Below are 16725 nucleotides of genomic sequence, written 5' to 3'. Positions count from 1 at the left end.
AAAGCGCGCCCCATTTTCACTGGAATTGCTCCATTGCTTTTCGCAATTCCTGACGCGAAACCGCGTTGCACTTTCGCTGGAATTGCTTAGCTGTCGAACCAGACGCGGCTGGCGACGTAACCGTTGGAAAGATCGTTGCCGATGTCATCGACGAAGCCCTTCAGCGAGGCCGAGGCGGCGTTCACATAGTCGTTGAAGACGGGCAGGATCAGGCCGCCTTCGTCGCGCACCGTCATCGCCATGGTGCGGTACATCTCCTTGCGCCTGGTCTCGTCGAGCTCGGAGCGGGCCTGGAGCAGGAGCTTGTCGAAATCCGCGCGCTTGAAGCGCGTGTCGTTCCATTCGGCAGTCGAGAGATACGAGGTGGAATAGCGCGCATCCTGTGTCGGCCGGCCGCCCCAATAGGAGGCGCAGAAGGGCTGGACGTTCCAGACGTTCGTCCAGTAGCCGTCCTCCGGTTCGCGGCGCACTTCGATTTCGATGCCGGCCTTCTTGGCACTTTCCTGGAAGAGGACCGCAGCATCGGCAGCGCCGGGGAAGGCGGCGTCGGAGGTGCGCAGAAGGATCGGCCGGTCGTGGCCGGACTTCTTGAAGTGGAAGGCGGCCTTGTCGGGGTCATAGGCCCGCTGCTCGATGCCTTCGGGCGCCAGCGCGTAGTTGCCGTTGACGGGATAGTCGTTGCCGAGCGTGCCGAAGCCGCCGAGAACCCGGTCGAGGATCGCCTGGCGGTCGACCGCATATTTCAGCGCAAGCCTCAGATCGTTGTTGTCGAAGGGGGCGGTGTCGCAATGCATCAGGAAGCTGTAGAAGCCCTTGCCGGCGGTGCGCAGGATCTCGACGCGCGGCGCCCGCTTCAGGAGAGGCACGGTCTTCGGGTCGATGTTGTTGATGAAGTGGACCTGGCCCGAGGAAAGCGCCGCGATGCGCGCCGTCGTGTCGTTCATCACGATGATCTCGACCGAATCGACGAAGCCGCGGTCGGAGCGCCAGTCATCGGCGTTCTTCTCGAAGGTGGCGCGCAGTCCGGCCTCGTAGCTTGAAAGCTTGTAAGGACCGGTGCCGATCGGCGAGGCCGGATTGTCGACGCCGCCCTTCGGCTGGATGATCAGGTGATAGTCGGTCAGCAGCAGCGGCAGGTCGGCATTGCCTTCGGTCAGCGTCAGCACCAGTGCGCCGGCCTTTTCCTCGATCGTCTTGATCGAGCGCATCAGCCCGAGGGCGCCGGACTTCGAGCCTTCGTCCGCATGGCGCTTCAGCGTGGCGACGACGTCGGCCACGGTCAGCTTGCTGCCGTCATGGAAGCTGACATCGCTGCGGATCTTGAAGGTCCACTCGGACGCATCGGCCGAGGGCTCCCAGGATTCGGCAAGTGCCGGCAGCGGCGCGCCGGTCTTCGGATCGGATTCGACCAGCGTGTCGCCCCAGAGGTGACCGATGACGAAGGAGACCGAACCGCTATAGGCGGCGGGGTCGAGCGAATCGGTGGTGGCACCGCCCTTGAGACCGAGCTTCAGGTGGCCGCCGCGCTTCGGCTCCTCGGCACGCGCGTCCTTGGCCGTCAGCGTGCCGCCAAGTCCGGCCGCAAGGCCAAGCACGGCGGTGCCGGCCAGAAAGCCGCGCCGGCTGATGCCAGCCGCGGCAAGGCCAGCCGGGACAAGAAGGCCGTCGGGTCGCTTCGTGAAGTCGGTCATTTCCAGGTTCCCTTTTTGTATGATGTTTCTCCCGCATGTCCCTTCAATCGTCGCCGATGGAAGGGAAAAACATGCAGCAGATCAAGGTGCTGCAGCGATCTACGCGCGTTTCAAGACGCGTGGCGCTGTGGGGAAAACCTAGCGCCTGCGGGGTCGTGCACAATTTCGCGACTTGACGCTGATTTACGCTCTTTTACGCTATCTCTCGACTGCTCCGGGCCGCAGCGGCCGGCGCGACGGGAGCATATGTTTGGGGGAGTGGCGTGCAGGACATCGAAATCTTCTCGGCCAATCTGCGTTTTGCCTGCGCAACCAGGCGTTCGATTTCGCAGATCTGCCGCGAGATCGGCATCAACCGGCAGCAATTCAACCGCTATATCGGCGGCGAGGCGCGGCCGTCGCCGCACAATGTCGCGCGCATCGCCCGCTTCTTCGGGCTTGCCGCCGAAGACTTTTCGCTTACCCCGAAACAGTTCGAGGCCCGGATGGTGCGGCCAGACCGTGATCGCTCGGATGCCGGCCTGCTGCTCGAAGGTTTTCCGGGCGATATCGTCGGTCTCCGGCGTCACATCGGCTACTATCAGACCTATCACGTCTCGCCGTCCTGGCCGGGGCTCGTCGTCTGCTCCTCGGCCCGGATCTACGAGGAGGCGGGCTCGATCCGGGTGAAGTCGATCGAGCGCATCCGCGATCCGATAAACGAGATCCAGCAATTCTCGAAATATGTGGGGCTCGTCACCTTCTGGCGAAACCGCATCTTCATCGCCGAGCGCAGCATCGGGCGGGAGCCGATGCTGGCGCAGACGATCCTTCTTCCGTTCGAAGTGCACCAGCGGGTCTATCTGCGCGGCACCACCATGGGGGTCTCCTGGCGCAAGGAGAACCTGCCCTATGCCTCGCGCATGATCTGGCGCTCTCTCGGCCAGCAGCCGGACCTGCGCCAGATGCTCTCGCGTTGCGGCGTGCTTTCCTTCGGCTCGCGCCATATGCCCCAGACCGTCCGCGCCTTTCTCGATACGCCCGATGCCGAGCTCTTGACCGTGCCCACCGAATATTGAGGCGGGGGCGCGGCCTTGTGATAGGTTTCGCCGACGCGGATCCATGGAGGAGGGATCATGAAATCTGCAGTGGCCGTCATCGCCTGCCTTTCGTCCGCTCTGCCGGCTCCGTCGGCGATGGCCGAGGAGGCGCGGGCGCCGATCCCGTCCTGTGCGCTTTCGGGCGCCTCCAGCGTCATGATCGGCGGCCAGCCGGCGCTTAGGCTCTCCGACGTCGCCAATTGCCCGCCGGAACTTTACGAGGTGGTGCCGAGCATCATGATCGAGGGCCAGCCGGTCGTGCATTTCCGCGCCGGAAGCGGCGCCACGGGCGATTGCTCGGCAAAGGGCGAGGCGACGGTGACCTTTGAAGGCGAGGCGGCGCAACGCCTGGGCGATGTCGACTGCCGGCAGAGGTAACGGAGCACACAGTTGCCAGAGCCGAGCGGCGGCGTGCGTTCAGTTGAACGCACGGCGTTCTAGTCGAACATCGCCAGCCGGGATCCTTCCTGAACTGCTTGCAGCGCCGGAGGGTTGGTGACCGGATAGCCGGCGATGAACCGTTCGACCGAGAAAAGCGGGAACTCGGTCTTAAGCCTCAGCGCGGTGCTCGCCGCTTCGGATGATTGCCCGACAAAAGCCTGGGCCATCGCCTGGAACATGAGGGTATTCGGCGATTCCTGTGAACTGTGTTCCAGCGCCGAAAGGCTCTCCGCGTGGCGTCCGGTGACGAAGAGGGCGCGGCCGAGCATGCCGTAATACCAGGGCGGCGCCAGGGGATTGAGGGACAGCGCCTTCTCGATCAGCGCCATCGCTTCGTCCGGGTCTCCAGCCACCAAAGCCTTGCTTCCGGCCAGCAGCGCCAGCGTGTCGGCACTGTGTTTGCCGTGCTGGAGCGCCATTGCCTGGGCGTCGGCCGCGCCTTTGAGATCGCCCAGGCATGCCTTGAGATCGCCAAGGCAGGTGTGGGCGAAGGGGTTCGTCGGATCGAGCCGCAGGGCCTGTTCTATCGCCGATCGCCAGTTCCCGATGGTCGTGGCTAGGTCGACGCCATAGCCGTTGCAGGCCTGGACGGAATAGGCGTAGGCCAGTTCGATCCAGGCCCTTACCCGTGCGGGGTCCAACTGGAGCGACCGCGTGAGAAGCTCAATTGCCGCGGCGTTTCCCTCCGCGCTGAACCGGTTGAGCTGCTCGACGCCGAGAAGATAATAATCGTAGGAGTGCAGGTTCGAGCGTGTCTTCTTGCGGCTGGCGCTACGTACGAGCGCGGCCAGCTTGCCGAAGCATCCTGCCAGCGCGTTGACAACGCTCTCGGTCAAATTGTCCTGAAGCGCGAGTATGTCTCCGATCGGCCGGTCATAGCGTTCGCTCCAGAGCGTCAGACCGGAGCGCGTTTCCGAGAGCTGGATCGTCAGCCGCACCTGCCGGTCGTCTGCGCGCACCTGGCCCGTCACCGCGTAGGTCGCGCCGACGGCCTGGACGTGGTCATCGTAGTTCTCTGGATGGTTGCCAAGCAGCTTCATGGTGTGAAAGCCGATGACGGGCAGGTCCGCATAGCGTGCGAGATCAACGCAGATATCCGACGAAAGGCCATCGGCAAACCGACGCCAGCGCTGCTCCTCGTTGAGGCTTTCGATCGGGAACAGGGCGAGCACCGGTGGTCCTTGCTCCGTCGCAGCCGCGGTCGTTCCCTCCGCTGGCCGGGCTATCTCCGACGCCAGCTCGATCTTGTTGCGAACGCCGAGCTTGCCGTAGATCGCCGCGAGATGGCTGCGCACGGTCGAGGGCGCAATGCAGAGCGCTTCGCCGATCTGGCGATAGGTCAGGCCGGCGGCAAAGCGTTCGGCAACCGCACGCTCGCGATCCGACAGGACCGCAGGCACAAAACGAGGCGTCAGGATGCGGGCCATACCTGCCTCCTCCTTGCCGTTCTACCGGTTCGTTCTGCTGCGGCTCCAGCAAAATACTACAAATGCTGGAAGCAAAACACCGCACATGTGCGATTGCCGCATAGCTCTATGAGGCTAGAGTTTGCGCTGAACATCACGTGGGAGGACGACCATGAGCAAGCTTCTGTCAGGCATGTCCGACTTCTACCACGCCGTATCCGAGGACGTCGAGCAGACGTCCGAGCCCGGCGACGGCCGCATCGCCAAGTGGTTTCACCCGAAGCGTCTCTTTGCCATGTGGGACGATCGCCAGCACTACCGCGATCAGCTTGCCCAAATGGCGGCCGATGCGCCGGAGCTGATCGATGACATCGGCCTGACAGAAAAGCAGGTCGATGTGGAGATCAAGAAGCATTTCTGGGAGCATTGACGCGAGCCCACGCGAAGCGTGAATGCGCCCGTCGCGTCGAGACGCGGCATTGGGGGCAGGGAAGCCGAACGCCTGTGCGCGGGCGGCTTCCCTTCAAGTTGCGCTCCACGACGGGCACGCATGTTTTCCGGCGCCGCGTCAGTTTCCGGCGCTTTCCATCCTTCGCGTCTTCAGGACGCGCTCCAACCAGCCGATCTCCATCTCCGGAACCGACTTCAAAAGCAGGTCGGTATAGTCGTCGAAGGGTGGCGACAGCACTTTCGACTTCGGCCCGAAGCGTACGAGGCGGCCGCGGTGCATGACCGCAACGCTGTCGGCGATCGCCCGGACGATGGCGATGTCGTGGGTGATGAAGACATAGGAAACAGCGGTTTCCTCCTGAAGCTTCAAGAGCAGGTTCAGGATGCCTTCGGCCACAAGCGGATCGAGAGCCGAGGTTGGCTCGTCGCAGAGGATGAGCTCCGGTTTGGCGGCCAAGGCGCGAGCGATAGCCACGCGCTGCTTCTGCCCGCCGGAAAGTTCGGCCGGATAGCGATCGAGGAAGCGACTGCCCATCTCGATCTGGTCCAAGAGCTCCTTGACCCGCTCCGTCTTCTTCTGGCCGCGCATGCCGAAATAGAAGGAGAGCGGCCGGCCGACGATGTCGCGCACCGTCTGGCGCGGGTTCATCGCCGTGTCGGCCATCTGGTAGATCATCTGGATGCGCCGGAGCTCGTCATTGCTGCGGCCCTTCAGGGCGCGCGGCAGTTCCTTGCCCTCGAAGGAGATGCGCCCCTCGGTCGGCGGCAAGAGGCCGGTGATGACGCGGGCAAGGGTGGATTTGCCCGAGCCGCTTTCGCCGACGATCGCCAGCGTCTGCCCTTTCGGCAGGTGCATCGAGACATCGTGCAGCACCTTGAAGCCATTGGCATAGCCGGCGCTGATATGCTCGATCTTCAACTGCGCTCCGGTCTGGTCGGTTGCCTCGTCGCGCTTGGTTTGCCGCACGCTGACGAGCGCACGGGTGTAGTCTTCCCGCGGCGCCTCGATCACCTGTTTGGTCGTGCCGTATTCGACGGTCTTGCCGTGTCGCAGCACCATGATGTCGTCGGAGATCTGGGCGACCACCGCGAGATCGTGGGTGATGTAGAGCGCGGCCGTATGCGTCTCCTCGATCGCGTGCTTGATTGCTGCCAGAACGTCGATCTGGGTCGTGACGTCGAGTGCGGTCGTCGGCTCGTCGAAGACGATCAGTTCCGGATTGGGGCAGAGCGCCATGGCGGTCATGGCGCGCTGGAGCTGGCCGCCGGAGACCTGGTGCGGATAGCGGTCGCCGAAGGTTTCCGGATTGGGCAGGCCCAGCACCCGGAAGAGATAGAGCGCCCGCTTCTTTGCCTCCTCACGGCTCATGATGCCGTGGCGGAGCGACGCCTCGATCACCTGGTCGCCGAGCCGGTGGGCCGGGTTGAAGGCGGCGGCGGCCGATTGCGCGACGTAGCAGACGCGGGCGCCGCGGATCGAACGGATGCCGTTCTTTTCGAGCGTCAGGATGTCCTGGCCTTCGAGCAGGACCTGGCCGCCGGTGATACGCACGCCGCCGCGGCCATAGGCGAGCGCCGAAAGGCCGATCGTCGACTTGCCGGCGCCGGATTCGCCGATGAGGCCCAGCACCTTGCCCTTCGCGACATCGAAGGACACGCCCTCGACGAGGGTGACGACCTTGGGCGGTTCGCCCGGCGGGTAGCTGGTCGCTTCGATCTTGAGGTTCTTGACGGAGAGCAGTTCAGGCATCGCCGCGTCCTCCCTTGAGGCTGGAGGTTCGTTTCATCAGCCAGTCGACCACGAGGTTGACGCAGATCGCGAGCGTGGCGATCGCTGCCCCCGGGATCAGCGCCGCCGAGATGCCGAAGATGATGCCGTCCTTGTTGTCCTTGACCATGCCGCCCCAGTCGGCGGCCGGCGGCTGGATGCCGAGGCCGAGGAAGGAGAGGGTGGAGAGGAACAGGATCGAGAACGCGAAGCGCAGGCCGAACTCGGCCAAGAGCGGCGACAGCGTGTTCGGCAGGATCTCGCGGAAGATGATCCAGAGCGAGCCTTCGCCGCGCAGCCTTGCGGCCTCGACGAACTCCATGACCGCGACATCGAGCGCAACGGCACGGCCGATGCGGAAGACGCGGGTGGAATCGAGCACCGCCATGACGAGGATCAGGATCCACAGATGCTGCGGCAGCACGGCGAGCACGACGAGGGCGAAGATCAGCGTCGGGATCGCCATCATCAGGTCGTTGAAGCGGGAGAAGAGCTGATCGGTGAAACCGCCGACGACGGCCGCCGTAAAGCTCAGGAGCATGCCCAGCGAGAAGGAGAGCACGGTTGCTGCCAGCGCCACGAAGATGGTGGTGCGGGCGCCGTAGATCAGACGCGAGAGCAGGTCGCGGCCGAGATTGTCGGTGCCGAGCAGGAAGTCGCCGCCGGCGGGAAGCCAGATGTCGCCGACCACGTCGCGCTCGCCGAAGGGGGCTATGAGCGGTGCGAAGACGGCACAGAAGATCGCAATCGCGATGCCGGCGATGCCGATCCAGGCGCTCAAGGGGATGGATCTCAGGTTCATCGCGGGTGCCTCAGTCTCGGATTGGCGATGATGGCGAGAATGTCGGCCGCCATGTTGAGGAAGATGTAGAAGGCCGCGAAGATCAGGCCGCAGGCCTGGACGACCGGCATGTCGCGCACGGTCACCGCATCCACCATGTATTGCCCCATGCCGGGATAGACGAAGACGACTTCGACCACGACCACGCCGACGACGAGATAGGCGAGGTTGAGCGCGATGACGTTGATGACGGGCGCCACCGCATTGGGGGCTGCGTGCCGCGCGATGATGCGGAACATGCTGAGCCCCTTCAACTCCGCCGTCTCGACATAGGCCGACGACATGACGTTGAGGATCGCCGCCCGGGTCATGCGCATCATATGGGCGAGCACGACGAGAACGAGGGTCGCGACGGGAAGCGCGATCGCCGAAAGCCGTTCGGTGAAGCTCATGCTGTCATAGACGGTCGCGGGGAAGGTCGCGATGCCGAATTTGACGGCGAAGAACATGATCAGCAAATAGCCGACGAAGAACTCCGGCAGCGAGATGGCCGCGAGCGAGATGACGTTGATGATCTTGTCGGGCAGCCTGTTGCGGAACTGCACCGCCAGCATGCCGAGACCAACGGCAAGCGGCACGGATATGAGTGCTGCAAAAAAGGCGAGGAACAGCGAGTTGCCGAGGCGCTTGGAGATTTGTTCGCCGACCGAGTTCTTGCTCGCCCAGGAGGTGCCGAAATCGCCCTGGATCGCGCCGCCGAGCCAGGAGACGTAGCGCTCGGTCCAGGGCTTGTCGAGGCCAAGGTCCTTGCGGATGTTTTCGACCGCCTGCGGCGTTGCCGACTGGCCGAGATAGGTGGTGGCGAAGTCGCCGGGAAGCGCCTCGATGCCGCCGAAGATCATCAGCGATACGGCGAAGAGCAGGCCGACGCTCAAGCCGAGGCGCTGCAGGATCAGCGCCGCGAGAGGGCGGCGGAAGGTGAAGCGCCGCCAGAAGGTGCCGGCGATTTCACCATTGGCGGCAGGGTTGGGTTTTGCTGGTACTCCGGTAGGTTCGGCAGACCGCGGATGCGATGCATCCGCGGTCCCATCCGTCGGAACCGGACCAGTGAGCGGTCCGCTTTCCATCATCATGCGTCCAGCCACACTCGGGTCGCGACATAGCCGTTCGACATGTCGTTGCCGATATCGTGCACGTAGCCCTTCACCTGCTTGGTGGCGGCGTTCACGAAGTCGTTGAACATCGGCAGGATCAGGCCGCCTTCGTCGCGCACCATCATCGCCATGGTGCGATACATCTCCTTGCGCTTGGCTTCGTCGAGCTCGGAGCGGGCCTCGAGCAGGATCTTGTCGAAATCCGCACGCATGAAGCGGGTGTCGTTCCAGTCGGCAGTCGACAGATAGGCGGTCGAGTACATCTGGTCCTGGGTCGGACGGCCGCCCCAGTAGGAGGTCGAGAAGGGCTGCACGTTCCAGACGTTCGTCCAATAGCCGTCGCCCGGCTCGCGCTTGACCTCGATCTCGATGCCCGCCTTCTTGGCGCTTTCCTGGTAGAGCACGGCCGCGTCGACCGCGCCCGGGAAGGCGACGTCGGAGGTGCGCAGAAGAACCGGGCCACTGTGGCCGGACTTCTTGTAGTGGAAGGCCGCCTTGTCCGGGTCATAGGCGCGCTGCTCGATGCCCTCGGGGAAGAGGGCATAGGTCTCGTTGATCGGGAAGTCGTTGCCGACCTTGCCGTAGCCGCCGAGAATGCGCTCAACCATGGTCTCGCGGTCCATCGCGTATTTCAACGCCATGCGCAGGTCGTTGTTGTCGAACGGCGCGGTGTTGCAATGCATGATGAACACGTAATGGCCGCGGCCCGACGTGTTGAGGATCTCGACCGTCGGCGCCCTCTTCAACAGGTTGACCGTCTTCGGATCGACACGGTTGATGAAGTGCACCTGGCCGGAGGAGAGCGCGGCGATGCGGGCGGTCGCATCGTTCATGGCGATCAGTTCCACCGAATCCACATAGCCGCGGTCGGTGCGCCAATCGTCGGCGTTGCGCTCGAAGGTAGCGCGAACGCCGGGTTCGAAGCTCGACACCTTGTAGGGGCCGGTGCCGATCATCGCGTCGGGATTGTCGATGCCGCCATTCGGCTGGATGATGAGGTGATAGTCGGAAAGCAAGAGCGGCATGTCGGCGTTGCCTTCCGTCAGCGTCAACACGAGCTTGTCGCCGTCCGCCTTGATTTCCTTGATCGATTTCATCACGCCGAGGGCACCGGACTCCGATTTGTCGTCGGTGTGACGCTGCAGTGTCTTGATGACGTCGTCGACCGTCAGTTCCTTGCCATCATGGAACTTGACGCCTTTGCGGATCGTGAACGTCCAGGTCGACGCGTCGGCCGATGGCTCCCAGGATTCGGCAAGCGCCGGCACCGGCGCGCCTGTTGTCGGATGGCTTTCGACGAGCATGTCGCCCCAGTTGCGGCCGACGACGAACATGAATTGCGACAGCGCCTTGGCCGGGTCCTTCGAGTCCGTGGCGGCCGCGCCTTCGAGGCCGAGCTTCAGATGGCCGCCGCGCTTCGGCTCCTGCGCCGCCGCACTGGTCGCAAACAGCGTGCCTGCCGTCGAGGCGAGAATGCCGGCAGCAGCCGCGCGGCCGAGAAACTCGCGCCGGTTCATCTTGCCGAGCATGACCTGTCGTGTGAGGTAATCCTTGTAATCGCTCATTCCCCTGTTCCCTTCTCTGTCGGCATTCGCCGTTCGTTGTGGTTGGTTAGAGATTGCTGCGTACAGCCATTGTATCGATGGCTTCGGATCGGCCCAAAGCGGCCGCTTCTTGTTCTTTCGGTGGCTTGTTCTCCTTCCCTCGGCCGGGGCGTCCTTCGTTCAGATCGATAAGCGTAATCTCTGGAACACTTCTTGTAACGCCCTAAATTACAATTTATTTCCATAAGCTTGGCTTATGGATGCGTGTTTCGCGGCGCGCGGTCTCGTCCGCGCGTCCTGCCACGTCATCCTGCCGGTCCCCCGGCTCTGTTTCCTGCGCCGCCATGCCTGGCGGAGTCTGTTCAAAGCGGCGGAAAACCGCGCACATTCATCCGCCTTCAGCGGCCCTTCCAGACCGGGTCGCGCTTCTCGGCGAAGGCACGCACGCCTTCCAGCTGGTCTTCACTCGAATAGAGGATGTCGACCGTCTTGAACTGCCGTTTGGTGATCTTGTTCATGGTCGTCTGGAAGGCCTCGCCTTCGGCGTTGCGGACCACTTCCTTGATCGCGGCGTAAACCAGCGGCGGTCCGCTTTCGAGCAGGCGGGCGAGCTCCCAGGCGCGTTCCATAAGCTTGCTCAATGGCAGGATCTCGTTGACGAAGCCCCAGCGGTGGGCCTCGGCCGCATCGAGCCAGCGGCCGGTCAAGAGCATGTCCATGGCGATGTGGTAGGGGATGCGCTTCGGCAGCTTGATCGAGGCGGCATCGGCGACGGTGCCGGAGCGGATCTCGGGAAGCGCGAAGGTCGTGTGCTCGGCAGCAAGGATCATGTCGGTCGAAAGCGCGATCTCGAGGCCGCCGCCGCAGCAGATGCCGTTGATCGCGGCAATGATCGGCTTGTTGAGGTCGCGCAGCTCCTGCATGCCGCCGAAACCGCCGACGCCATAGTCGCCGTCGACCGCGTCACCGGCGGCGGCAGCCTTCAGGTCCCATCCCGGACAGAAGAATTTTTCGCCCGCCCCGGTGATGATCGCGACGCGCAAGTTGTCGTCGTCGCGGAAGTCGCGGAAGATCTCGCCCATCACCCGGCTGGTCGCAAGGTCGATGGCATTGGCCTTTGGCCGGTCGATGGTGACTTCGAGAATGCCGCCTTCGCGGCGTGTGCGGATCGGTCCGGTCATGCGCGTCATTTCCTCCGGCGGATCAGGGCGTCGGCGGCAACGGCACCTTGGCCGTTCGGCAACACCATCAATGGATTGATATCGAGTTCTTCGAGCTTGGAGGCGTTTGAAACGACATAGGATGCCGCTGCGGCGACAGCCTCGGTCAGGGCGGCGAAATCAGCGGTCGGGCCGCCGCGATAGCCGTCCAGGAGCTTGCGGATCTTCAGCCCTCCGATCGCCTCGCGGATCGCTTCCGGCGTCGTCGGCAGCGTCAGGATGGCGGAATCGTCGAGCAATTCCACCAGGATGCCTCCGGCGCCGATCGTCAGCACGGGGCCGGCGACGGGGTCGCGCATGGCGCCGATGATGAGTTCGGCGACGGGCTTGCCCACCATCTTCTCGACGAGATAGCCCGATGCGACACCGGCCATGGTGCTTGCCGCCGCAAGGACCTCCTGGCGACTTGCGAGGTTGAGCTTCACCGCTCCTGCTTCGGTCTTGTGGGCGACGCCGAGGCCCTTGAGCACGACGGGGAAACCAAGGGTTTCGGCAGCCGCTGCGGCCTCCTCGGCGGTCGCGGCCGTCTTGCCCTCGGGTACCTTCAGACCCGAAGCGGCAAGCTCCACCTTGGCCTCGTGTTCACTGAGCGTGATCGCGTCCCCGGCGGCGACACCGCTGCCATCGAGCAGGCGGGGCGAGGCGGGTTTCTTCCAGGCGGCGCCGATGTCGGCGGCCGTCTCGATCGCATCCAGCGCCTCCTCGATACCGAAGAAGGGCACGATGCCCGCCTTCATCAGGAAAAGCGCCGTCGCCTCGGGCATGTTCTCGCCGAGGCTGGCGACGATGCCGGCGCGCGCACCGGTCGTTCTTGCCGCCTCGATCACCGCTTGGCAGGTGGTTTCCCAGTCGGCGGCGTCGCAGCGGTCGAGCCGCGGGAAATCGAGCACGACGAGGTTGATCGCGTAGCCGCCCTTCATCATGGCGGCAAACGCAGTCGCCTGTTTCTCGCGGTTGCCCCAGACGAAGGTGTGGTAGTCGAGCGGGTTGGCGATCGTCACCATCTCGCCGAGCGCGTCCTTGAGCGGCTTGCGCTGCTCGTCGCGCAGAGGTCGGTAGTTCACCCGGTAGCGCTCGCCGGCGTCTGCCATCAGGGAGGCCTCGCCGCCGGAGCAGCTCATCGAGGAGATGTCGTTGCTTTCAAGGGGGCCGGCCACATGCAGCAGCTTCAGCGTTTCCAAGAGCGCCGGCAGCGTGTCGACGCGGCCGATGCCAAGGCGGGCAAGCAGGGCTGAGGAGACGCGGTCGTTGCCGGCAAGCGAGGCGGTGTGCGAGACCGTCGCAAGCTGGGCGGCTTCGGATTTGCCGACCTTGAGTGTCACGACCGGCTTGCCGAGTTCGCGCGCCCGCGTCGCCAGGCGTTCGAGCGCTGCGACGCTGTCGAAGCCTTCGATATGCAGGCCGACGGCGGTGACGCGCGGGTCTTCCAGCACGGCGCAGGCGATGTCGGAAAGCCCGGTCTGCGCCTGGTTGCCCGCGGTCATGACATAGGCGAGCGGCAGGCCGCGCGTCTGCATCGAGATGTTGCAGGCGATGTTGGAGGATTGCGTCAGGATGGCGACGCCCTTTTCGACGCGCAGCATGCCGTGCTGGTCCGGCCAGAGCAGGGCGCCATCGAGCATGTTGATGAAGCCGTAGCAATTGGGCCCGACGATCGGCATGTCGCCGGCAGCCGCGACCAGCGCCTCCTGCAGGTCGTTGCCGTCGTCGAGTTCGCTTGCCGCCTCACGGAACCCGGAGGCATAGCATACGGCGCCGCCGGCGCCGCGGGCGGCGAGATCGCGGATGATGTCGATCGTCAGTTGCCGGTTGACGCCGACGAAGGAGGCATCCGGCGCTGCGGGCAATTCCGCCACGGAGCGGTAGCACTTGCGACCGAGGATATCGGTCTCGCGCGGGTGCACCGGCCAGATCTCGCCGGAAAAACCCATCTTGTCGCATTGTTCGATAACGCGCCGGGCTTCCTTGCCGCCGAAGACGGCGATGGTGCGCGGGCGGATCAGGCGGTCGAGGGAGCGCGTCATGCGGCGGCTCCCGCGATGGCGCGCGTCGAGGGTGCGGGGGATACCCCCCTCTGCCCTGCCGGGCATCTCCCCCACAAGGGGGGAGATGCGATGGGGCGCCGTTGTCGCCACGCATTGACCGTTGAGGAGTTGAGCACGATCAAGCCGTGTTGAGTCGCAGGATTGGTATGACGGATCGCGCCAACACAGTCAGCGGCGCGATCAGCAGTCTGGGAAGCATCAAGGGGAACCGAGGTGGACGCCTCTAGCCGATCTCCCCCCTTGGGGGGGAGATGCCCGGCAGGGCAGAGGGGGGTAACTTCCGTAAACGCTCCCATCCCGTCACGCCCCCAACGGCCTGAGCAGATCGCGGCTGATGATGTGGCGCTGGATTTCAGACGTGCCGTCCCAGATGCGCTCGACGCGGGCGTCGCGCCAGAAGCGGGCGAGCGGCAGGTCGTCCATCAGGCCCATGCCGCCGAAGATCTGGATCGCCTCGTCGGTGACACGGGCGAGCATCTCGGTGGCGAAGACCTTGGCGGATGCGATCTCGCGGTTCGACGGCAGGCCGTTGTCGAGCCGCCAGGCGGCCGAAAGCGTCAGCAGGTCGGCGGCGTCGATGTCGGTGATCATGTCGGCGAGCTTGAAGGAAATGCCCTGGTTGGCGCCGATCGGCTTGCCGAACTGCTTGCGTTCGGCGGCGTAGTTCAGCGCATAGTCGAAGGCGCGCCGTGCCCGGCCGACCGAGGTCGCCGCCACCGTCAGGCGGGTGGCGTAGAGCCAGTCGTTTGCGAGGTCGAAGCCCTTGTGCACTTCGCCGAGGATCTGGGACGAGGGCAGGCGGCAATCGTCGAAGGTCAGGATGCAATTGTTGTAGCCGCGATGGGAAACGGAATTATAGCCCTTGCGGATCTCGAAGCCGGGCGTACCGCGGTCGACGAGGAAGCAGGTGATCTTCTTCTTCGGACCTCGCGGTGTGTCTTCCTCGCCTGTCGCGATGAAGACGATGACGAAGTCGGCGATATCAGCATGGCTGATGAAGTGCTTGGTGCCGTTGACGATCCAGTCGTCACCGTCCTTGCGGGCGAAGCATTTCATGCCGCGCACGTCGGAGCCCGCATCCGGCTCGGTCATGGCAAGCGCATCGAATTTCTCGCCCTTGACCGCCGGGATGAGATACTTCTCGCGCTGTTCGGCATTGCAGCCCATCAGGATGCCCGAGGGGCGACCGAAGAAGACGGTGAGGCCCATGGAGCCGCGGCCAAGCTCGCGCTCGACCAGCGTGAAGGAGGTGTGGTCGAGGCCGGCGCCACCAACTTCTTCCGGAAAATTGCAGCCGAAGAAACCGATCTCCTTGCACTTGCGGGCGATTTCCTGGCCGAGCTCGCGCGGCACCACGCCGGTGCGCTCGACCTCGTCCTCATGCGGATAGATTTCCGTTTCGACGAAGCTCCTGACCGTATCGACGATCATCTGCTGTTCTTCGGTCAGTGCGAAATTCATTGTGTCGTTCCCCTCGCTTTCGCGCCGCTGACGTCCGTGCCGGAGCCTTGGTCCACCTCCTCAAGCGGGCCTCGGCTGCGGCCTGCAATTGCGCCGTCAGGTCGGCGAAACTGCCTGTTGATGGCCTGCCGCTGTTGCGGTCAGGCGCGCTTTTGGCCGACGAAGCGTCCGGCGCCTTCCGGGGCCGGCAGCTTCGCATGCGCTTCGGTGATCGCACGGAGCTTGCTCAGCACGTGTTCCGGTGCAGGCACCGACTTGCCGGCCTTGCTGTCGACATGCAGCGCCATCTGTTCGGCGGTCGCGACGGCTTCGTTGGTCTGCGCATTGTAGATCGTCGAGAAGATGTGCAGGCGTTTCTCGTCGGAGGAGAGCACCTGGCAGGTCGAATAGAGCGTGTTGCCGAGCTTGGCCTCGCCGAGGTTCCGGATATGGGTCTCGACGGTGTAGTAGCTGTGGCCGTCGCGCACATAATCGAGATCGACGCCGATCAGGCGCAGCAGGCCGTCGGTCGTGTCGCCGAAGACCTGAAGATAGCGATGCTCGGTCATGTGGCCGTTGTAGTCGACCCAGGCGGCGCTCACCTTGGTGTCGACGATGCGCAGCGGCTTGACGTCGCCGAGATCGGCTTCCGGCTTCCTGGCATTGGCCCAGAGCCTGGCCTCGAAATCGGCGAGCAGCTTGCCGGCGCCCCAGCCTTCGCCGCCATTGCCGGCTTTCAGCGCATGCATAATGCCGACGAGGTTTTCGTCGCGGATGCGCTCGAGCTCGCGGATCGAGCGGCCGGCGGCCTGCGCGTCCGACTGGGCGCCGATCTTTTCGACCAGTGCGTCGTCGAGGTCGACGACATCGGTGAACTTCGTCCACGGCCATTTGAGGCAGGGGCCGAACTGGGCGAGGAAGTGGCGCATGCCGGCTTCGCCGCCGGCGATGCGATAGGTCTCGAACAGGCCCATCTGCGCCCAGCGCATGCCGAAGGAATAGCGCATGACGTTGTCGAGCGTCTCGGTATCACAGATGTCGTCCTGAATCAGCCACAGCGCCTCGCGCCAGAGCGCTTCGAGCAAACGGTCGCCGACGAAAGCCTCGATCTCCTTGGCGATGACGACGCCCTTCATGCCGATCTGCTCGACGCCCTGCATGGCGCGCTCGATCGTCGCCTTCGTCGTCTTCTTGCCGCCGACGAGCTCGACGAGCGGCAGCAGGTAGACCGGGTTATAGGGGTGCGCCACGAACATGCGCTCGGGATGGTGCATCTCCGATTGCAGGTCGGAGGGCAGCAGGCCCGAGGTGGACGAGCCGATCAGCGCATCGGCGCGTGCGGCCGCATCGATCTTGGTGATGACACCGCGCTTCAGCTCGAGCCGCTCCGGCACGCTTTCCTGAATCCAGTCAGCATCTTGGACCGCTTCCTCGATGCTCTTGCAGAAGGTGAGCTTTCCCTTCGGCGGCAGCGGCGCCATGGTCAGCATCGCATAGGCGCGCTCGGCATTCGCCATGACTTCGCCGATGATGCGCTCGGCTTCCGGATGCGGATCGAAGATTTTCACATCGATGCCGGCGAGCGCGAAGCGCGCCACCCAGGCGCCGCCGATAACGCCACCGCCGACGCAGGCTGCTTTCTTGATTTCGGTCATTCCTCACCTCGACTTCTTGAATTGCAAACTGCCCCTCTCCTCGGGTCAGAC

At 64.2% G+C, this 16725-nt stretch carries 13 protein-coding genes; 3 read left to right on the top strand and 10 right to left on the bottom strand.

The features are described from left to right. Positions 1-86: 86 nt before the first annotated feature. On the bottom strand, positions 87-1691 hold the full coding sequence (locus BHMPCIPO_RS13835) for an ABC transporter substrate-binding protein (protein ID WP_173517285.1): 1605 nt from the start codon (positions 1689-1691) through the stop codon (positions 87-89). Between the two features lie 272 nt (positions 1692-1963). Here BHMPCIPO_RS13835 and BHMPCIPO_RS13830 point away from each other — a divergent pair, with 272 nt between their 5' ends. Both BHMPCIPO_RS13830 and BHMPCIPO_RS13825 read left to right on the top strand, forming a co-directional pair. Beyond that, the gene (locus tag BHMPCIPO_RS13830) at positions 1964-2749 is read left to right on the top strand and encodes a helix-turn-helix domain-containing protein (RefSeq protein ID WP_376741660.1); all 786 of its coding nucleotides are present in this window, start codon (positions 1964-1966) and stop codon (positions 2747-2749) included. 57 nt (positions 2750-2806) lie between these two features. Then, positions 2807-3148 (top strand): PAAR domain-containing protein, encoded by a 342-nt coding sequence (locus tag BHMPCIPO_RS13825; protein WP_173517283.1) that lies wholly within the window; start codon positions 2807-2809, stop codon positions 3146-3148. A gap of 59 nt (positions 3149-3207) precedes the next feature. Here the strand turns inward: BHMPCIPO_RS13825 and BHMPCIPO_RS13820 are convergent, their stop codons facing one another. After that, complete coding sequence (locus BHMPCIPO_RS13820) at positions 3208-4638, bottom strand: LuxR C-terminal-related transcriptional regulator (RefSeq protein ID WP_173517282.1); 1431 nt, start codon at positions 4636-4638, stop codon at positions 3208-3210. Between the two features lie 151 nt (positions 4639-4789). On the opposite strand from BHMPCIPO_RS13820, the gene BHMPCIPO_RS13815 reads away from it, so the two are divergent. After that, entirely contained in the window at positions 4790-5047 is a 258-nt protein-coding gene (locus tag BHMPCIPO_RS13815) for a DUF1127 domain-containing protein (protein ID WP_173517281.1), read from the top strand. Positions 5048-5185: 138 nt separating this feature from the next. On the opposite strand, the gene BHMPCIPO_RS13810 is transcribed toward BHMPCIPO_RS13815, so the two are convergent. The 8 genes from BHMPCIPO_RS13810 to BHMPCIPO_RS13775 all read right to left on the bottom strand — a co-directional run bounded on the left by BHMPCIPO_RS13810 (position 5186) and on the right by BHMPCIPO_RS13775 (position 16674). After that, complete coding sequence (locus tag BHMPCIPO_RS13810) at positions 5186-6817, bottom strand: ABC transporter ATP-binding protein (protein ID WP_173517280.1); 1632 nt, start codon at positions 6815-6817, stop codon at positions 5186-5188. Continuing rightward, positions 6810-7637, bottom strand: a complete 828-nt coding sequence (locus tag BHMPCIPO_RS13805) for an ABC transporter permease (protein ID WP_173517279.1) — start codon at positions 7635-7637, stop codon at positions 6810-6812. Before BHMPCIPO_RS13805 ends, BHMPCIPO_RS13810 begins: the two co-directional genes overlap by 8 nt. Continuing rightward, positions 7634-8746, bottom strand: coding sequence for an ABC transporter permease (locus tag BHMPCIPO_RS13800; protein WP_173518169.1), 1113 nt, complete (start codon positions 8744-8746; stop codon positions 7634-7636). The genes BHMPCIPO_RS13805 and BHMPCIPO_RS13800 overlap by 4 nt, the downstream gene beginning before the upstream one ends. Further along, positions 8746-10335 (bottom strand): ABC transporter substrate-binding protein, encoded by a 1590-nt coding sequence (locus BHMPCIPO_RS13795; RefSeq protein ID WP_173517278.1) that lies wholly within the window; start codon positions 10333-10335, stop codon positions 8746-8748. Before BHMPCIPO_RS13795 ends, BHMPCIPO_RS13800 begins: the two co-directional genes overlap by 1 nt. Before the next feature lie 377 nt (positions 10336-10712). Next, complete coding sequence (locus tag BHMPCIPO_RS13790; RefSeq protein ID WP_173517277.1) at positions 10713-11495, bottom strand: carnitinyl-CoA dehydratase; 783 nt, start codon at positions 11493-11495, stop codon at positions 10713-10715. Between the two features lie 5 nt (positions 11496-11500). Then, positions 11501-13558 carry an acetate--CoA ligase family protein gene (locus tag BHMPCIPO_RS13785; RefSeq protein WP_173517276.1) on the bottom strand — a complete coding sequence of 686 codons (2058 nt, stop codon included), beginning with the start codon at positions 13556-13558 and terminating at the stop codon, positions 11501-11503. A gap of 321 nt (positions 13559-13879) precedes the next feature. Continuing rightward, positions 13880-15040: an acyl-CoA dehydrogenase family protein gene (locus BHMPCIPO_RS13780; protein ID WP_173517275.1), complete on the bottom strand. Its 1161-nt coding sequence runs from the start codon at positions 15038-15040 to the stop codon at positions 13880-13882. Positions 15041-15180: 140 nt separating this feature from the next. Beyond that, the gene (locus tag BHMPCIPO_RS13775) at positions 15181-16674 is read right to left on the bottom strand and encodes a carnitine 3-dehydrogenase (protein WP_173517274.1); all 1494 of its coding nucleotides are present in this window, start codon (positions 16672-16674) and stop codon (positions 15181-15183) included. Positions 16675-16725 lie beyond the last annotated feature (51 nt).

The sequence above is a fragment of the Ensifer sesbaniae genome, assembly GCF_013283665.1.
In the GTDB taxonomy this organism is placed as follows: Bacteria; Pseudomonadota; Alphaproteobacteria; order Rhizobiales; family Rhizobiaceae; genus Ensifer; species Ensifer sesbaniae.
The sequence above is the reverse complement of the archived record's forward strand: the minus strand, read 5'-3'. Positions and strand labels throughout refer to the sequence as shown.

Excerpts from the sequence above, each read along its gene's own strand:
- BHMPCIPO_RS13800 (WP_173518169.1), bottom strand. The coding sequence starts at position 8,746 with ATGATGGAAAGCGGACCGCTCACTGGTCCGGTTCCGACGGATGGGACC.
- BHMPCIPO_RS13795 (WP_173517278.1), bottom strand. The coding sequence starts at position 10,335 with ATGAGCGATTACAAGGATTACCTCACACGACAGGTCATGCTCGGCAAG.
- BHMPCIPO_RS13775 (WP_173517274.1), bottom strand. The coding sequence starts at position 16,674 with ATGACCGAAATCAAGAAAGCAGCCTGCGTCGGCGGTGGCGTTATCGGC.
- BHMPCIPO_RS13805 (WP_173517279.1), bottom strand. The coding sequence starts at position 7,637 with ATGAACCTGAGATCCATCCCCTTGAGCGCCTGGATCGGCATCGCCGGC.
- BHMPCIPO_RS13785 (WP_173517276.1), bottom strand. The coding sequence starts at position 13,558 with ATGACGCGCTCCCTCGACCGCCTGATCCGCCCGCGCACCATCGCCGTC.
- BHMPCIPO_RS13780 (WP_173517275.1), bottom strand. The coding sequence starts at position 15,040 with ATGAATTTCGCACTGACCGAAGAACAGCAGATGATCGTCGATACGGTC.
- BHMPCIPO_RS13825 (WP_173517283.1), top strand. The coding sequence starts at position 2,807 with ATGAAATCTGCAGTGGCCGTCATCGCCTGCCTTTCGTCCGCTCTGCCG.
- BHMPCIPO_RS13835 (WP_173517285.1), bottom strand. The coding sequence starts at position 1,691 with ATGACCGACTTCACGAAGCGACCCGACGGCCTTCTTGTCCCGGCTGGC.
- BHMPCIPO_RS13815 (WP_173517281.1), top strand. The coding sequence starts at position 4,790 with ATGAGCAAGCTTCTGTCAGGCATGTCCGACTTCTACCACGCCGTATCC.
- BHMPCIPO_RS13790 (WP_173517277.1), bottom strand. The coding sequence starts at position 11,495 with ATGACCGGACCGATCCGCACACGCCGCGAAGGCGGCATTCTCGAAGTC.
- BHMPCIPO_RS13810 (WP_173517280.1), bottom strand. The coding sequence starts at position 6,817 with ATGCCTGAACTGCTCTCCGTCAAGAACCTCAAGATCGAAGCGACCAGC.
- BHMPCIPO_RS13820 (WP_173517282.1), bottom strand. The coding sequence starts at position 4,638 with ATGGCCCGCATCCTGACGCCTCGTTTTGTGCCTGCGGTCCTGTCGGAT.